Source organism: Cupriavidus necator, assembly GCF_016127575.1.
In the GTDB taxonomy this organism is placed as follows: Bacteria; Pseudomonadota; Gammaproteobacteria; order Burkholderiales; family Burkholderiaceae; genus Cupriavidus; species Cupriavidus necator_D.
In genome coordinates this window covers 287,970-304,046 of the sequence record NZ_CP066020.1, presented here as the reverse complement: position 1 = coordinate 304,046, position 16,077 = coordinate 287,970, and the positions used below count along the sequence as shown (strand labels likewise).

13 protein-coding genes are annotated in these 16,077 nt (G+C 67.1%); 10 read left to right on the top strand and 3 right to left on the bottom strand.

Annotated elements, in window-relative coordinates; all coding sequences use genetic code 11:
- Window positions 1–3: 3 nt before the first annotated feature.
- Complete coding sequence (locus I6H87_RS33460) at window positions 4–945, top strand: U32 family peptidase (protein ID WP_011154168.1); 942 nt, start codon at window positions 4–6, stop codon at window positions 943–945.
- A complete protein-coding gene (ubiT, locus tag I6H87_RS33455) occupies window positions 942–1,385 on the top strand; it encodes a ubiquinone anaerobic biosynthesis accessory factor UbiT (RefSeq protein ID WP_011154167.1) in 444 nt (147 codons plus the stop codon). Before I6H87_RS33460 ends, ubiT begins: the two co-directional genes overlap by 4 nt.
- Window positions 1,386–1,463: 78 nt before the next feature.
- Here ubiT and I6H87_RS33450 read toward each other — a convergent pair whose 3' ends face one another.
- Both I6H87_RS33450 and I6H87_RS33445 read right to left on the bottom strand, forming a co-directional pair.
- Complete coding sequence (locus I6H87_RS33450; RefSeq protein WP_011154166.1) at window positions 1,464–2,492, bottom strand: FAD:protein FMN transferase; 1,029 nt, start codon at window positions 2,490–2,492, stop codon at window positions 1,464–1,466.
- Between the two features lie 9 nt (window positions 2,493–2,501).
- Window positions 2,502–2,900 (bottom strand): c-type cytochrome, encoded by a 399-nt coding sequence (locus I6H87_RS33445; RefSeq protein ID WP_011154165.1) that lies wholly within the window; start codon window positions 2,898–2,900, stop codon window positions 2,502–2,504.
- Between the two features lie 211 nt (window positions 2,901–3,111).
- Here I6H87_RS33445 and nosZ point away from each other — a divergent pair, with 211 nt between their 5' ends.
- The 6 genes from nosZ (at window position 3,112) to I6H87_RS33415 (ending at window position 11,279) form a co-directional block, all read left to right on the top strand.
- Window positions 3,112–5,043, top strand: coding sequence for a TAT-dependent nitrous-oxide reductase (gene nosZ / locus I6H87_RS33440; protein ID WP_011154164.1), 1,932 nt, complete (start codon window positions 3,112–3,114; stop codon window positions 5,041–5,043).
- Between the two features lie 61 nt (window positions 5,044–5,104).
- The gene (locus I6H87_RS33435; RefSeq protein ID WP_011154163.1) at window positions 5,105–7,726 is read left to right on the top strand and encodes a NosR/NirI family protein; all 2,622 of its coding nucleotides are present in this window, start codon (window positions 5,105–5,107) and stop codon (window positions 7,724–7,726) included.
- 56 nt (window positions 7,727–7,782) lie between these two features.
- Window positions 7,783–9,030 (top strand): nitrous oxide reductase family maturation protein NosD, encoded by a 1,248-nt coding sequence (locus tag I6H87_RS33430; RefSeq protein WP_136227944.1) that lies wholly within the window; start codon window positions 7,783–7,785, stop codon window positions 9,028–9,030.
- Window positions 9,005–9,928, top strand: coding sequence for an ABC transporter ATP-binding protein (locus I6H87_RS33425; RefSeq protein WP_011154161.1), 924 nt, complete (start codon window positions 9,005–9,007; stop codon window positions 9,926–9,928). Before I6H87_RS33430 ends, I6H87_RS33425 begins: the two co-directional genes overlap by 26 nt.
- 2 nt (window positions 9,929–9,930) lie before the next feature.
- Window positions 9,931–10,755 (top strand): ABC transporter permease, encoded by an 825-nt coding sequence (locus tag I6H87_RS33420; RefSeq protein ID WP_011154160.1) that lies wholly within the window; start codon window positions 9,931–9,933, stop codon window positions 10,753–10,755.
- Entirely contained in the window at window positions 10,752–11,279 is a 528-nt protein-coding gene (locus I6H87_RS33415; protein WP_011154159.1) for a nitrous oxide reductase accessory protein NosL, read from the top strand. Before I6H87_RS33420 ends, I6H87_RS33415 begins: the two co-directional genes overlap by 4 nt.
- Window positions 11,280–11,295: 16 nt before the next feature.
- On the opposite strand, the gene norR is transcribed toward I6H87_RS33415, so the two are convergent.
- Window positions 11,296–12,840: a nitric oxide reductase transcriptional regulator NorR gene (norR, locus tag I6H87_RS33410; protein WP_011154158.1), complete on the bottom strand. Its 1,545-nt coding sequence runs from the start codon at window positions 12,838–12,840 to the stop codon at window positions 11,296–11,298.
- A gap of 150 nt (window positions 12,841–12,990) precedes the next feature.
- On the opposite strand from norR, the gene ytfE reads away from it, so the two are divergent.
- On the top strand, window positions 12,991–13,674 hold the full coding sequence (gene ytfE / locus I6H87_RS33405) for an iron-sulfur cluster repair protein YtfE (protein ID WP_011154157.1): 684 nt from the start codon (window positions 12,991–12,993) through the stop codon (window positions 13,672–13,674).
- A gap of 46 nt (window positions 13,675–13,720) precedes the next feature.
- On the top strand, window positions 13,721–16,009 hold the full coding sequence (locus I6H87_RS33400) for a nitric-oxide reductase large subunit (protein ID WP_011154156.1): 2,289 nt from the start codon (window positions 13,721–13,723) through the stop codon (window positions 16,007–16,009).
- Window positions 16,010–16,077: the final 68 nt, after the last annotated feature.

Sequence of the window (16,077 nt, the reverse complement as noted above, 5' to 3'; positions counted from 1 at the left end):
CCCATGGGTGCACCAATGTCTGAAACCTTCGTCCCGGCGCAGCAGGCCGCCAACGTGCCGCGCTTCGGCATTGCGCTTGGGCCGCTGCTTTACTACTGGCCGCGCGAAACCGTGATGCAGTTCTACGCGGCGGCGGCGGATTCGGCAGTTGATCGCGTCTATCTCGGCGAGACCGTCTGCACGCGCCGGCACGAGTTGCGCCATGCGCACTGGCTGGAAATTGCCACGATGCTGCGCGAGGCCGGCAAGGAAGTGGTGCTGTCCACCCCGGTGCTGATCGAGTCCGACACCGATATCGCCTGGATGCGGCGCGTCTGCGAGCAGGATGACTACCTGGTCGAGGCCAACGACCTCGGCGCGGTGCGCTGCATGGGCGGGAGGCCATTCGTGGGCGGCCCGCACCTGAACGTCTACCACGCCGATACGCTGGCGTGGCTTGCGGGTCTGGGCGCCAGGGGCTGTGCGGTGCCGGTGGAGATGGATGGGCCTACGCTCTGCAGACTGGCGGCGGGGCGCCCCCGTGGCGTCTCGCTCGAAGCCATGGTCTGGGGCCGCATGCCGCTCGCGTTCTCGGCGCGCTGCTTCACCGCGCGCCATCACCGCCTGCGCAAGGACAGTTGCGAGTTCCGCTGCCTCGACTATCCGGACGGGCTGGTTGCCGCCACCGGTGAGGGGCAGCCGTTCTTCACCCTCAACGGCGTGCAGACGCAGTCCGCCACCTGCCTCGACCTGTGCGGGGAAGCGGTGTCGATGGCGGCGATGGGCGTCGATATGCTGCGTGTCAGTCCGCATGCGTCGGGAACGCTGGATGTGGTGGCCACGCTCGCGGCCATACGCGCCGGCGAACGCCCCGCCGCCCCGACCGGCATCACGCCCGCCGGCGCGCAGCCCTGCAATGGCTACTGGCACGGCGCGGCCGGTATCGTGTGGGAGGAGCGGACGTGAGTGTACTGCAAACGCTGATGGCGGGCGTGCATCGCCGCATGCCGGCACGTGCCTGCGCGCTGCCGCTGGTTGCCGCGCTGGAAATCGCGCGCCGTGCCGGTTGGCTCGAACCGCCGGCGGCGCTCGATGGGCACAGCTTCCTGCTGACGGTGGAAGATCTGGGGCTGGACGTGCCATTTCGCTGCGAGGGCGGGCGCTTCCATACCGGCCGCTCGGATGGTTCCGCCCCCGCGCTGACGCTGCGCGCACGCGCGGTCGACTATCTTCGCCTGCTGGGCGGCGAAGCCGATACCGATACGCTGTTCTTCCAGCGCAAGCTGGTGATCAGCGGCGACACCGCGCTCGGGCTGGAAGTGAAATACTGGCTCGATGCCGCGCCGCGGCCGGCGTGGGTTGGCGACGTGGTGTCGCGAATGCTTGGCCGGGCAGTGCCCGGCTGATGCGGGGACCGCGGGATTCTCAAACAGCCTGTGAGGGAAGGCCGCACGCCTGTGCGGCCGCCATTGCCAGGCGTGCAGTCAGCCGATCAGGCGACCCGCCATGCCGGCCGACAGCCAGCGCCGCCCGCCGGGCCCGACGATCATGGCGTCGACGCCGGGCAATGCCTCCAGCCAGTGCCGGCCCGCGGTCTCGCCTGCCACCATGATGGCAGCGCCGAGCCCGTTGATGTCGTCCACGCCGCGCGCCACCAGTGTCACGCCGTGCGGCCCCGCGCTCGGCATGCCGGTGCCGGGGTCGAGGATATGGTGGTACCTGCGCCCGGCTTGCATGAAGCAGCGTTCGTAGTCGCCTGATGCGGCGACCAGGCCGTCGTGCATGGCGATCACGCCGGTCAGTCGCGCTGGCGCGAGCGGGTCGCGCACGCCGATGCGCCATGCACGCCCCTGCAGCGCGCCGCTGACCAGCACGTCGCCGCCACCGTTGATCATCGCACCGTCAAGGCCGTGTTGCCGCAGGACATCCATGCCGGCCTGCAGGACCGGCAGCTTGGCAATGCCGCCCAGATCGATCCGCATGCCCTGCCGGCGCAGGAAGGCAGTCTCAGCGCGGGGATCGACCACCACGTCGCGATAGTTCACCAGCGGCAGTTCGCGTGCGATCTCGGCCTGGTCCGGCATTGCCGGGTGGGCCGGATCGAAGTTCCAGCCGGCGAAGGCGCCGACGGTGATGTCGAACGCGCCGGCACTGCGCCGGGACATCCGGTTTGCCATGCCGAGTACGCGCAGCATCTCCGGCGCGACCTTCACGGGCTGCACGCCCGCCGCCAGTTGCAGCGCGTGGACCTGGCTGCCGACGCGGTAGCGACTCATCAGGTCGGCGAGCCGCGCCATCTCGGCCCAGGCCGCCGCCATCGCCGGCGCCGCGGTGTCGGCATGGCGGGCTTGCACGGTGATGTCGACGCGGGTACCCATCAGCGTGCGCGACGACTGTGCTACGCGCGGGTCGGCCAGTGCGGGCCGGATCCATAAGCCCGTGGCAAGCAGCGGCCATGCGCACAGCAGCCGCCGCCGTCCCGGGTTCGGCCTGTCAGGACGGGAAGCGTTCATGTCGATGCGTCAGTGCGATTGCGCCACCATGAAGTCGACGGCGGCCTTGACGTCGCCGTCCTGCAGCGAGGTACTGCCGCCGCGCGCCGGCATCATGCCCTTGCTGCCGGTGAAGCCTTCGAGCGCGTGCTTGTAGAGCGTGTCGTTGCCCTGCGCGATGCGCGGGCCCCAGTCGTCCTTGTTGCCCGGCTTGGGTGCGCCGGCCACGCCGGCCGCATGGCACATCGCGCAGGTCTTGCCATACACCGACTTGCCCAGCTCGTTCACGGGCGCGGCGGCGGCCACTGCTGCTGCCGGCTCTGGTGCGGGGGCCGCCGCCGCGGGCTCGGCCGGTGTCTGCTTGCCGCAGGCGACCAGTGCCTGAACGATGATGCCCATGCCCAATACCACGATCTTCCTCTTGCTCATCAGATGCTCCGTTTGTGTGGCATCCATTCTAAGAAGCAGAGGCGTGCAGTGGTTGCACGGTGCCGGCCTTATTCATGCATTTTTCTACTTGTTTTGTTGCCTTTTGATTCGAGTCAAGTTCAGACTGGTCCGGAACTTCGAAGATTCGCCTGTTCACAAACATCTGCAAAACAGCCGGTGATTCCGGCACATATCTCTTCGAGGGTTCTCCATGAGCAAAGAGAAGGCATCGATCGGCAACGGTCCAGGCGGTATCGGTCGCCGCCAGTTTCTCGGCACGGCAGCGCTGGCCGGCCTAGCGGGGGTGGTCGCCTGCACAGACAAGGGCGCCGCGCCCGCGGCGGCGGCCGTTGGCGCACCGGCAAGCGGGGCACACGGGGCCGCGCACGGCGCAGGCGCGTCCGTGCACCTCAAGCCCGGGGAACTGGATACGTACTATGGCCTCTGGAGCGGCGGGCATACCGGCGACATGCGCGTGCTGGGGCTGCCGTCGGGGCGCGAGATCCTGCGCATCCCGTGCTTCGTGCCCGATGCGCTGGTCGGCTGGGGCATTACCAATGAATCGAAGAAGGTGATGGGCGCCCGGCCGGACGGCACGCTGCGCTACACGGTGGCCGATACCCACCATACCCATGCTTCGTACAAGGACGGCAACTACGACGGCCGCTATGCCTGGGTCAACGACAAGATCAATTCCCGCATCGCGCGCATCCGCCTCGACTACTTCATCTGCGACAAGATCACCGAGTTGCCCAATGTGCAGGGCTTCCACGGCATCTTCCCGGACAAGCGGGATCCGGTCGACACGAAGATCAACTACACCACACGCGTGTTCTGCGGCGGCGAGTTTGGCATTCCGCTGCCCAGTGCGCCGACCGAGGATGCCGGCAAGTACCGCAGCCTGTTCACCTGCGTGGACGCCGAGACGATGGCGGTGCGCTGGCAGGTGCTGATCGACGGCAACTGCGACCTGGTGGCCACCTCCTATGACGGCAAGCTGGCGGCGACCAACCAGTACAACACGGAAAACGGCGCGCACTTCGAGGACATGATGTCCGCCGAGCGCGATGCCTGCGTATTCTTCAACATCGCTCGTATCGAGGCGGCGGTGCAGGCGGGCAAGTTCAAGACCTACGGCGATTCGAAGGTGCCGGTGGTCGACGGCACGCAAGCGGCCAACAAGGACCCGAAGACCGCGCTGACGGCCTACGTATCGGTGCCGAAGAACCCGCACGGGGTCAACGCCAGTCCCGACCAGAAGTACTTCATCTGCGCGGGCAAGCTCTCGCCCACGGCCACGGTGATCGAGCTGTCGCGCGTGCTTGGCTGGTTCGACGGCAAGCAGGAGAAGCTCGACGATGCCATCGTCGCCGAGGTGGAGCTGGGTCTCGGGCCGCTGCACACGGCCTTCGATGGCCGCGGCAATGCCTACACCACGCTGTTCCTCGACAGCCAGCTCGTGAAATGGAATCTCGATGCGGCGATCAAGTTCCACAAGGGTGACAAGAACGCCAAGTACGTGGTCGATCGGCTGGACCTGCAGTACCAGCCCGGCCACGTCAACGCCTCGCAGTCCGAGACGGTTGCGGCCGACGGCAAGTACCTGGCGGTCGGCTGCAAGTTCTCGAAGGACCGTTTCCTGCCGGTCGGACCGCTGCATCCGGAGAACGAGCAGCTGATCGACATCTCCGGCCAGAAGATGGTGCTGATGGCGGACCACCCGGTGCGTGGCGAGCCGCATGACTTCATCATCTTTAAACGCGAGCTGGTGCGGCCGAAGCAGGTCTACGCGCTGGACGACTTCCCGCTGGCGATCAAGGACCCGAAGGAGTCGGGCGTGTTCCGCAATGGCCGCAAGGTCACCGTGAAGATCACGTCGCAGGCGCCGGCCTTCAGCCTGCGCGAGTTCAAGCTGAAGAAGGGTGACGAGGTCACGCTGATCCTGACCAATCTCGACAAGATCGAGGACCTGACCCACGGCTTCGCGATCCCGAAGTACAACGTCAACTTCATCGTCAACCCGCAGGAGACGGCATCGGTCACCTTCGTTGCCGACAAGCCGGGCGTGTTCTGGTGCTACTGCACCCACTTCTGCCACGCACTCCACCTGGAAATGCGCACCCGCATGATTGTGGAGGCCTGAGCCCGAGCAGCCGCGCGGCCATGGTTTCCCCTCGTGGCCGCGCGGGACAGACGAGAACGACATGCAGCCCCTGAAGCATTTTGGTGCGGCCATCGTGGCCGCCCTTTTCCTGCTGCTCATGGCCGGCCCGCGCCCGGTCCATGCGGGCAGTGCCTACGAGGCGGCATTGCCGCCGGACCTGCGCACCGCCCGCAACCTTTGCGCACTGGTGCCATGCCAGGAAGTCTTTCCAGGCGCAGAGAGCTTTTCCGAGCGCATCGGGCAGCCTCCCTACGTCGAGGCCTACGGCCGCGCCGGTGCCGACGGCAAGAAGCCAAAGCTTGGCTACGTGATGCTGTCCACCGACATTACCGACACGCCCGCCTATTCCGGCAAGCCGGTGGTGACGCTGATCGGCATGGACACGAATGGGCGATTCGTCGGCGTAAAAGTGCTCAAGCATTCGGAGCCGATCCTGCTGCTCGGCATTCCGGAATCTGCACTGTTGAAGTTCAACCAGCAGTACCTGGGCAAGTCCGTCGCCGACAAGATCGAGATCGGGGCGTCCAGGCCCGACGAGGGCGTGCTGGGCGTCGATGCCATCTCTGGCGCCACGGTCACCGTGATGGCACAGAACCAGGTATTGACGACCGCCGGCGCCGCAGTGGCCCGCCAGGTCGGCATCCTCGCGCCCACGCGGCGCGAGCCGGCCCGCTTCGCGCCGGGCAACCCGCACGCGAGCTGGACTCAGCTGGCGGCGCAAGGGGCGGTCCAGCGGCTGCGCGTCATGCCCGAGCAGGTGGGGCTGGCACGTTCGGACGATCCCTTCATCGAGCTCTGGTTCGGCAACCTGGACCATCCCGACGTGGGCCGCAGCCTGCTCGGCGAGCAGGGCTACGCCAACCTGCGCACGCAGCTCAAGCCGGACGAGCATGCGATCTTCATCATCCGCACCGCCGGCTCGGAGTCGTTCAAGGGCTCGGGCTTCGTGCGCGGCGGGATCTATGATCGTGTGCAGGTGAAGCAGGGGGCCGACTCCTTTACCTTCCGCGACCTCGACTACCTGAACCTGTACGGCCTGGCCGCCGAGGGCGCGCCGGCGTACAACGAATCGGCCATCTTCGTGATCCGCTCGAAAGCATTCTCGTCGGCGTATCCGTGGAAGCTGTCGCTGCTCGGCAACCGCGTCGACCGCGCCACGGGGGCGCGCAGCTTTACCAGCTTCGATGCGGCCTACTGGTTGCCGGGCGAGTTGCTGGAGGGTGGCCGGCCGGAGATCGACGACCCCGCCGCGCCCTGGGTGCGGGTGTGGAAGTCGCGCGCGGCCGGGATTGCCCTGTTCGCCGCGCTGCTGGTGGTCGTGACCGTCGTTTATGCATTCCGCGAGCGGCTGACGCGCCGGGCGACGCTTCGGAACAAGTGGCCCGTCAACGCCTTCAAGTACAGCGCCTGGGCACTGAGCATCGGCTTCGTGGGCTTCGGCGCGATGGCACAGCCGTCGGTCACGCAGGTGCTGACGTGGTTCCACGCGCTGCTGTTCCAGTGGACGTGGTCGCTGTTCCTGTCCGATCCGTTCATCTTCCTGTTCTGGATCTTCATCATCCTGACGGTATTCGTGTTCGGGCGCGGGCTGTTCTGCGGCTGGCTGTGCCCGTTCGGGTCATTGTCCGAAGCCATCCACAAGTTCGGCGGCATGATCGGTCTGCGGCGCTGGCAGCGGCATCTGCCGCGGGCCTGGCACGACCGCCTGAAATGGTTGAAGTACGTCATCTTCTTCGGGCTGCTGGCGGTGTCGATGTTCTCGATGGGGCTGGCCGAGAAGCTCGCCGAGGTCGAGCCTTTCAAGACCACGTTCCTGGTCGGCATCACGCACCGCGCCTGGCCGTACGGCCTGTTCGTGTGCACGCTGCTGGGCCTGTCGCTATTCGTCGAGCGGCCCTACTGCAAATACATCTGCCCGCTCGGTGCTGCGCTGGCGATGCCCAGCACCTTCCGCTGGTTTGGGCTGCGGCGCAAGCAGGACTGCAACAGCTGCAAGGCCTGCGCCGTCGGCTGCGGCTCGCAGGCAATCGACGCGAACGGTCGCATCGACCATCGCGAATGCCTGCACTGCCTGGATTGCATGGTGCTCTATACCGACGCCGGCGGCTGCCCGCCGCTGGCCAGGGAACGCAAGCGGCGCGAGCGCGATGGGCTCGCGCTTACGCCGATTGGCCGCGACGGCTATTTCATCCCGATCCAACCGGTGGCGCCAATGCCAGCCAAAGTCGCCAACGGACCGGATCCGCGCATGCCGACCGATCCGGTCGCGCCGTTGCACATGGCCAAGGCCGTCGGCCTGAAGCGGCTTTGGCTGGAGCTGTGCGATCACCTCTGGCCGTGGAGCATGGCGGGCTGGCGCTCGCAGCGTGCGCTGCTGCTGGCCGGCATGTCGGTGGCGCTGGCCGCCACGGCGGCCTGGGGGCTGGCCGCACTCGGGCAGCTGTCGTCCGTGGCCGTGATCGCCTGGTGGTTCGGGTGGAGCACGTACGAGGTCCTGATCCGCATGGCGGGCCGCCGCTACGTCCAGGACGGCCCGTGGTGGCGCAACCGCTACCGGCGCGCGGGCTGGATGGACATGGTCAGCTACGTCGGCTTCAAGAACCTGCTGATCGGCGCGGCGCTGTTCCTGACGCTGAAGGCCATGGGGCTGCTGCTGCCATGAGACACGCACGATGCCGGATGCCGTCGTTGGGCGCGTTGCTGCTGGCCTCACTGTTGATGGCGCTGCTGGTGCGCAATGTGCTGGCGGAAACCCGGCGCGTGAAGCCGGGCGACGCGTTGCAGCAGGCCATCGCCATGGCACACGCCGGCGACGTGCTGGAGATCGAGCGCGGCCGCTACGACGGCAATTTCGTCGTCGACAAGCCGCTCACGCTGCGCGGCATCGGCAGGCCGACACTCAGTGGCGGGATGCACGGCGACACGCTGCGCATCACCGCGCCGGATGTGCTGGTGGAGGGCCTGATCGTGCGGGATTCCGGCGACAGCCTGAAGGACCAGAACGCCGGCCTCTACATCCGGCCGGGTGCGCACCGCGCGGTCGTGCGCCACTGCGACCTGACCTACAACCTGTTCGGGCTGTGGATCGAGAAGGCCGACGACGTGCGAATTGAAGGCAATGTGATCACCGGCAAGCGTGACTACAGTTCCTCGCAGCGCGGCAATGGCATCCAGCTCTACAACACGCGCGGCGCCCGCATCATCGGCAACAACATCGGCTTCGTGCGCGACGCGCTCTACGTGGACGTCTCGCACCATGCGACCTTCCGCGGCAACCGGCTCCACCACAGTCGCTATGGCAGCCACTACATGAACTCCTACCACAACCTGTGGGAGGACAACGACAGCTACTACAACCGCGGCGGCCTGGCCCTGATGGAAGTGCGCGACCAGGTCGTGCGCAACAACCGCACCTGGGGTAATTCTGACCACGGCATCATGCTGCGCACGGTGCAGGACTCCGTGATTGAAGGCAACGTGGTCGCCGGCAACGACCGCGGCTTCTTCATCTACGACGTCGAGTACGCAACGCTGCGCAGCAACCTGGTGACGGACAACCGCGTGGGTGTACATCTGTCCGCGGGGTCGACGCGCAATGTGGTGCAGGGCAATGACTTCATCGGCAACCGCGAGCAGGTGCGCTATGTCGGCGCACGCGATGAGCCGTGGGGCGACCGCGCAGGCGGCCCCGGCGGGAACCACTGGAGCAACTACCTGGGCTGGGACCGCGACGGCGACGGCATCGGTGACGTGCCCTACGAGGCGAACGACATCGTGGACCGTCTGCGTTGGCGCCATCCGGGTGTGGCGCTGCTGCTGGACAGCCCGGCGGTGCAGGCGCTGCGCATGGTCGGGCGCCAGTTTCCCGTGCTGCGGGTGCCCAGCGTCGTCGACGCGGCCCCGCGCATGAATCCCCGACATCGAGACTGGAGCTTCTGGCGTGACAAGCATTACCCCGGCCGCTGACGGCTGCGCGATCGAACTGCGCGACGTTACCCGGCACTATGGCGCCGTGCGCGCGGTCGACGGCGTCGACCTGCAGGTGCGGCGCGGCGAGATGTTCGGCCTGATCGGCCACAACGGCGCCGGCAAGAGCACGCTGTTCCGGATGATGCTGGGCCTGGTGCCGGCCACCGGCGGCGAGCTGACCGTGGACGGCGCCTGTGTGCGCAGCCGCGCGTTCCGCGCCGCGCGCCGGCATATCGGCTACCTGCCGGAAAACCTGGTCCTGTACGACAACCTGAGCGGGCTGGAGACGCTGCGCTTCTTCGCCAGGCTGAAGCGCGCGGACGCGGGGGACTGCCAGATGCTGCTCGAGCGCGTCGGGCTGGCCGCGGCCGGCAAGCGGCCGGTTCGCGAGTACTCCAAGGGAATGCGCCAGCGGCTGGGCTTCGCCCAGGCCCTGCTGGGTTCGCCGCGCGTGCTGTTCCTGGACGAACCCAGCAACGGCCTCGATCCCGCCGCGATCCGTGATTTCTACGCCATGCTGCGTGCGCTGCGGGAGCAGGGCGTCACCATCGTCATGACCTCGCACATCCTGGCCGAGCTGCAGGAGCGCGTGGACCGGCTGGCCATCATGGCCAACGGGCGGGTGCGGGCGCTGGGCAGCGTGGCGCAGCTGCGCGAGCAGAACGACATGCCGCTGACGCTGGCCTTGCGGGTCGAGCCGGACATGCAGCCGGCGCTGCGCGAACGCCTCGCCGCGGTGCCGGTGCTCGGCTGGCAAGCCACGGGTGCCGAGATCGAGCTGCGCTGTCCGCGCACGGCCAAGATGACCGTGCTGTCGCTGCTGGCGGGCGACGTGCAGGACTTGCAGATCCGCGAGCCTTCGCTGGAAGACCTGTTCTTTGGACTGGGGGGATAAGCATGGCCGACATAGAATGGGGACAGATCGCCACGCTGGCCGCCAAGGAGTTCCGCGACCGCATGCGTAATCGCTGGGTGCTGGCGGTGGCGCTGGTGTTCGCGGTGTTCTCGCTGGTCATCACCTATTTCGGCGGCGCCCAGCAGGGCCAGCTCGGCCCACGGTCGGTGGAGTACGTGATCGCCAGCCTGGTGAGCCTGGTGACCTACCTGATCCCGCTGATTGCGCTGCTGCTGGGCTTCGATGCCATCGTCGGCGAGCGCGAGCGCGGCTCGCTGGACCTGCTGCTGGCGATGCCCCTGACGCGGCTGGAGCTGCTGCTGGGCAAATACCTCGGCCTGGCCGCGGCGCTGGCGTTGTCCACGCTGGCCGGCTTCGCGCTGGTGGCGGTGCTGCTGCTGCGCCAGTTCGGCTGGGCCGGACTGAGCCAGTACCTGGGCTTCATGTTCAGCTCGGTGCTGCTGGGGCTGGCGTTCCTGAGCCTGGCCCTGCTGGTTTCCGTGACGGGGCGCGAGCGCACGCGCGCCTCGGGGCTGGCGATCGCGCTGTGGTTCGGCTACGTGCTGGTGTTCGACCTGTTGTTGCTCGGGCTGCTGGTCGCCGGCGGCGGCGAGTTCGGCGGCGCAGCGCTGGCGTACGCGCTGCTGCTCAATCCCGCCGATGTCTTTCGCATCCTCAACGTCTTTTCCCTCGACCAGGTGCGCAGCCTTTACGGGCTCGCCGCCATCGTGCCCCCTGCGCTGGCAAGCCCCTGGCTGATGGGCGGCGCGATGCTGGCCTGGATCGTTATGCCGCTGGCACTTGCTACCTGGAGGTTCCGCCAATGAGAGTCAATCGTCGCCAGCTGCTGCTGGCCACCTGTGCGCTGGGCGCGCAAGCAGCGCTGTCCGCCTGCGGACAAAAGACCGGGCAAACCGTTGTTCCCGCGGAATTCAACGTCGCCAGCACCTGCGACCTGGACGGCATGCTGCTGGCGGACTATCCCGGCCCCAAGGCCCAGATCCATTTTGCCGGCGAAAGCCGGCCCACCTGGTATTGCGACACGGCCGAGATGTTTAGCACCCTGCTCAAGCCCGAGCAGGTGCGCACCGTGCTGGGCGTATTCGTGCAGGACATGGAGCTGGCCGACTGGGACCGGCCGCGTGGATACTGGTTCGATGCCCGCACCGGGACTTACGTGCTCGGCAGCAGGCGGCGGGGCTCGATGGGGCCGACGATCGCCAGCTTCCGCCAGGAGGCCGCGGCCCGCAAGTTCGCCACGTCGTTCGGCGGCCAAGTGATGCGCTTTGCCGAGGTGAAGCCAGAGATGGTAGATCTCAGCGGCGGCGCGCTGCATGACAGCAGGATGTGACCCGACGGCAAGCCTGCTACTTGCTGCCCAACCGCTTCGCCAGCTTGTGCAGATTGCTGGCATCCATGCCCAACTGCCGCGCGGCCTTCGCCCAGCTGCCATCATGCGCGCGCAGCGCCTGCTCGATGCAGGCTCGCTGCGTCTGCTCCACCGCCTCACGCAGCGTCGCGCCCGTGGGTAGCGCCGGGTGCGCGATGGCCGCCTCGGCGGCATGGTGGGCTGACCCTGCCGGTAATTCCAGCCCGTCCAGGTCCAGCAGTTCCGCCTCCAGCGTCACGATGTCATTCCGGTCCGCGCCGCGGCTCACGCAACGCAGCGCGGCGCGGCTGATCACGTGCTCGAGTTCGCGCACGTTGCCTGGCCAGCGGTAACGGCGCAGCGCGTCCTGCGCGGCGGCCGACAGGCGCAGGCTGCGCATGCCGAGCCGTGCGCGGTTGAGTTCGAGGAAGCGGCCCGCCAGCAGCAGTACATCGTTGCCGCGTTCGCGCAGCGGCGGGATCGGAATCGGATAGACCGACAGGCGGTGGAACAGGTCGGCGCGGAACGAGCCGTCGCGCACGTGCTCGCGCAGGTTGCGATTGGTGGCGGCGATCACGCGCACGTTGACGCGGCGCGGACGGTCCGAGCCCAGCCGCTGGATTTCGCCGTTCTGCAGCGTGCGCAGCAGCTTGGCCTGGATTGAAAGTGGCAGCTCGCCGACTTCATCGAGGAACAGGGTGCCGCCGGCGGCGGCTTCGAAGCGGCCCGGACGCTCACCGGTCGCGCCGGAGAACGCGCCGCGGGCGTGGCCGAACAGCTCGCTTTCGGCGAGCGACTCGGGCAGCGCCGCGCAGTTCACGTGCACCAGCGGATGCCCGCGCCGGCGCGAGTGGCGGTGCAGGCGGTGCGCAAACAGCTCCTTGCCGACGCCGGTTTCACCCAGCAGCAGCACCGGCAGATCGGTGTCGGCCACCACCTCCAGCTCGTGCAGCAGGCCGGCAATGGCCTGGCTCTGGCCGATGATCTCGCCGTCGTCGGCCGGCCCTTCACCGTCTGGCTGTTTGCCACGCGCCAACTGCAGGGCGCGGATCTCGGCCTCCAGCCGGGTGGTGCGGATGGCGGCTTCGACGATCACGGTCAGCCGTTGCAGCTCGGCCTGCGCGGCGGCGTCGAACGTGCCGACCGTGAGCGCGTCGAGCGTCAGCACGCCCCATGGCCTTCCGTCCAAATGCAGGCTCGTGCCCATGCAGTCGTGCACCGGCAGCGGCTCACCAACGTGTTCGTCGATCAGCCCGTCGTAGGGGTCGGGCAACATGCTGTCGTGATGGAAGCAGGTGACGTCGCGCCGCGCGAGGATGGCGGCAAGCCGCGGGTGCAGGCTCACCGCAAAGCGCCGCCCGAGCGTATCGCGCACCAGCCCGTCGACCGCCACCGGCCGCAGGTGTTCTTCTTCCAGCCGCAGCAGCGCCACCGCACCGCAACGGAAATGCGTGCGTAGTCCGCTGACCAGCCGCTGCAGGCGCACCGCATGCGGCAGGTCGGTGACCAGGTCGGTCAGCAACTCGGGATACATGGGCGTCATGGTGATAAATACCGGTCCGGGTCAAATATACCATGCGAATTTTAAGGTAAATATGACCGTATGTCTTGTAAGCCATTGATCCAGCGCGGTTTTTATTTGGCACGGTCCTCGCGTAAGTCATGCATGCGTAACTTCAGACGGAGAAACATCATGACCCTGCAAGACCAATCCCTCGGCCAGTTGGCCCGCCGCATTCCCGGCGCCACGCGGATCTTTCATGACTATTCGCTGGATTTCTGCTGCGGCGGCAAGCACACGCTGCGCGAGGCGGCGCAGGAGAAAGGGCTCGATGCCACAGCCATCGAGGCGCGCCTGCTGGCGTTGCAAGGGGGCGCCGAGCCGGTGGAGAACGACTGGAACACTGTATCGCCCGCTGCGCTGATTGCCCATATCCAGACGCGTTTTCATGACCGCCATCGCGAGCAGCTGCCCGAGCTGATCCGGCTCGCGCGCCGCGTGGAGCATGTCCATGGCGACCGCCCCGACTGCCCGCTCGGGCTGGCCGATCACCTGGCGGAAATGCAGAGCGAGCTGGAAGCGCACATGCAGAAGGAGGAACAGGTCCTGTTCCCAATGCTCGCGCGTGGCTTCCATGCCGCAGCCGGTGCGCCCATCACCGTGATGCGCATGGAGCATGACGACCACGGCGCGGCATTGCAGCGGCTGGCGGACCTCACCAACGACATCACGCTGCCTCGCGCGGCTTGCAATACCTGGCGGGCGCTCTACCTCGGGCTGCGCACGCTGCGCGAAGACCTGATGGAACACATCCACCTGGAAAACAACGTGCTGTTCGAGCCGGGCCTGCCCGCCACGCACGGGGCAAACGACTGAGCCAAGGGCACCGTTCCACCCAATCAACGATCAAGAGAATCTCATCATGGGCTCATATCGCAGACTCTGGTTCCTGCTGATCGCCGTGCTGGCGGTCACGTTTTCCTTGCTCGCCTATTACGGCGCCGAGGTCTACCGCCAGGCGCCGCCGATGCCTGCCAAAGTGGTCGCGGCGGACGGCCGGACACTCTTCACCGGCGAAGACATCCTCGACGGCCAGACCGCCTGGCAGTCGGTGGGCGGCATGCAGCTCGGCTCCATCTGGGGCCACGGCGCCTACCAGGCTCCGGACTGGACCGCCGACTGGCTGCATCGCGAGCTGACGGCGTGGCTCGATCTTGCCGCGCAGGACGCCTACCACAAGCCCTACGACAAGCTGGACGCTGCGGCCAGGGGCGCGCTGCGCGAGCAGCTGCGGGCCGAATACCGCGGCAACGCGGCGGATCCGGCCACAAGCGTGCTGACCGTCTCGAACCGGCGCGCGCAGGCAATGGCGGCCACCGCCGGCTACTACGACAAGCTCTTCTCGGATGCGCCCGAGCTGCACACGAGCCGCGAGCACTTCGCCATGAAGGAGAACACGCTGCCGAGCGCAGAACGCCGGCAGCAGCTGACGCACTTCTTCTTCTGGACCGCCTGGGCCGCCGCCACCGAACGCCCGGGGCACGAGGCAACCTACACCAACAACTGGCCGCATGAGCCGCTGATCGGCAACCAGCCGACCAGCGAAAACGTGGTGTGGTCGGTGATCAGCGTGGTCGTGCTGCTGGCCGGCGTGGGCTTCCTGGTGTGGGCATGGGCCTTCCTGCGCGGACACGAAGAAGCGCTGCCGCAGGCGCCCGCGCGCGATCCGTTGCTGAGCTTCGCGCTGACGCCGTCGCAACGCGCGCTCGGCAAGTACCTGTTCCTGGTGGTCGCGCTGTTCGTGTTCCAGGTGTTCCTGGGTGGCTTCACCGCGCACTACACGGTCGAGGGCCAGAAGTTCTACGGCATCGATGTCTCGCAGTGGTTCCCGTACTCGCTGGTGCGCACCTGGCACATCCAGAGCGCGTTGTTCTGGATCGCGACGGGCTTCCTTGCCGCCGGCCTGTTCCTGGCGCCGCTGATCAACGGCGGCAAGGACCCGAAGTACCAGCGGCTCGGCGTGGACATCCTGTTCTGGGCACTGGTGGTCGTGGTGGTGGGTTCCTTCACCGGCAACTACCTGGCGATTGCGCAGAAGCTGCCGCCCAACCTGAATTTCTGGCTGGGCCATCAGGGCTATGAGTATGTCGACCTGGGCCGGTTGTGGCAGATCGGCAAGTTCGCCGGCATCCTGATCTGGCTCGTGCTGATGATGCGCGGCATCGCACCCGCCCTGCGCGCACGCAGCGGCGGCGACAAGAACCTGCTGGCGCTGCTGACCTCGTCGGTGGTGGCGATCGGCCTGTTCTACGGCGCCGGCCTCTTCTACGGCGAGCGCACCAGCCTGACGGTGATGGAGTACTGGCGCTGGTGGGTGGTCCACCTGTGGGTGGAGGGCTTCTTCGAAGTGTTCGCCACCACGGCGCTGGCCTTCATTTTCTCCACGCTCGGACTGGTGTCGCGCCCGATGGCGACTGCAGCAAGCCTGGCCTCGGCTTCGCTCTTCATGCTGGGCGGGATTCCCGGGACGTTCCATCACCTGTACTTTTCCGGTACCACCACGCCGGTGATGGCGGTCGGCGCGGCATTCAGCGCGCTGGAAGTGGTGCCGCTGATCGTGCTAGGCCACGAGGCCTGGGACAACTGGCGCCTGAAGGACCGTGCACCGTGGATGGCAGACCTGAAGTGGCCGCTGATGTGCTTTGTCGCGGTGGCGTTCTGGAACATGCTTGGCGCTGGCGTGTTTGGCTTCATGATCAATCCGCCGATCTCGCTGTACTACATCCAGGGGCAGAACACCACGCCGGTGCATGCGCATGCGGCACTGTTCGGGGTCTATGGCTTTCTGGCGCTGGGTTTCACGCTGCTGGTGCTGCGCTATGTGCGGCCGGCTTACCGGCTCAGTCCGGGGCTGATGAAGACGGCGTTCTGGGGGCTCAATGCCGGGCTGGTGCTGATGATCGGGACTAGCTTGCTGCCGGTCGGCATCATCCAGTTCCTGGCTAGCGTCGAGCATGGCACCTGGTATGCGCGCAGTGAGGAATTCATGCAGCAGCCGATCCTGCAGACGCTGCGCTGGGTGCGTACCTTCGGCGACGTGGTATTTATCGTCGGCGCGGTGTCGTTCGCGTTGCAGGTGGTGCTTGGGTTGCTCGGCAAGGCACCGGCGCTGGCCGCGCCCGAAGGACGCCTGAACGCCGCGCAGCGGTAAGCGCATTTACAGCATCACAGCAAGTAGCGGGTTGCGGCGGCCCTGCCGCGGCAACCCGCCCTGGTTGA

Excerpts from the sequence above, each read along its gene's own strand:
- I6H87_RS33460 (WP_011154168.1), top strand. The coding sequence starts at position 4 with ATGGGTGCACCAATGTCTGAAACCTTCGTCCCGGCGCAGCAGGCCGCC.
- I6H87_RS33450 (WP_011154166.1), bottom strand. The coding sequence starts at position 2,492 with ATGAACGCTTCCCGTCCTGACAGGCCGAACCCGGGACGGCGGCGGCTG.
- I6H87_RS33445 (WP_011154165.1), bottom strand. The coding sequence starts at position 2,900 with ATGAGCAAGAGGAAGATCGTGGTATTGGGCATGGGCATCATCGTTCAG.
- nosZ (WP_011154164.1), top strand. The coding sequence starts at position 3,112 with ATGAGCAAAGAGAAGGCATCGATCGGCAACGGTCCAGGCGGTATCGGT.
- I6H87_RS33435 (WP_011154163.1), top strand. The coding sequence starts at position 5,105 with ATGCAGCCCCTGAAGCATTTTGGTGCGGCCATCGTGGCCGCCCTTTTC.
- I6H87_RS33430 (WP_136227944.1), top strand. The coding sequence starts at position 7,783 with ATGGCGCTGCTGGTGCGCAATGTGCTGGCGGAAACCCGGCGCGTGAAG.
- I6H87_RS33420 (WP_011154160.1), top strand. The coding sequence starts at position 9,931 with ATGGCCGACATAGAATGGGGACAGATCGCCACGCTGGCCGCCAAGGAG.
- I6H87_RS33415 (WP_011154159.1), top strand. The coding sequence starts at position 10,752 with ATGAGAGTCAATCGTCGCCAGCTGCTGCTGGCCACCTGTGCGCTGGGC.
- norR (WP_011154158.1), bottom strand. The coding sequence starts at position 12,840 with ATGACGCCCATGTATCCCGAGTTGCTGACCGACCTGGTCACCGACCTG.
- ytfE (WP_011154157.1), top strand. The coding sequence starts at position 12,991 with ATGACCCTGCAAGACCAATCCCTCGGCCAGTTGGCCCGCCGCATTCCC.
- I6H87_RS33400 (WP_011154156.1), top strand. The coding sequence starts at position 13,721 with ATGGGCTCATATCGCAGACTCTGGTTCCTGCTGATCGCCGTGCTGGCG.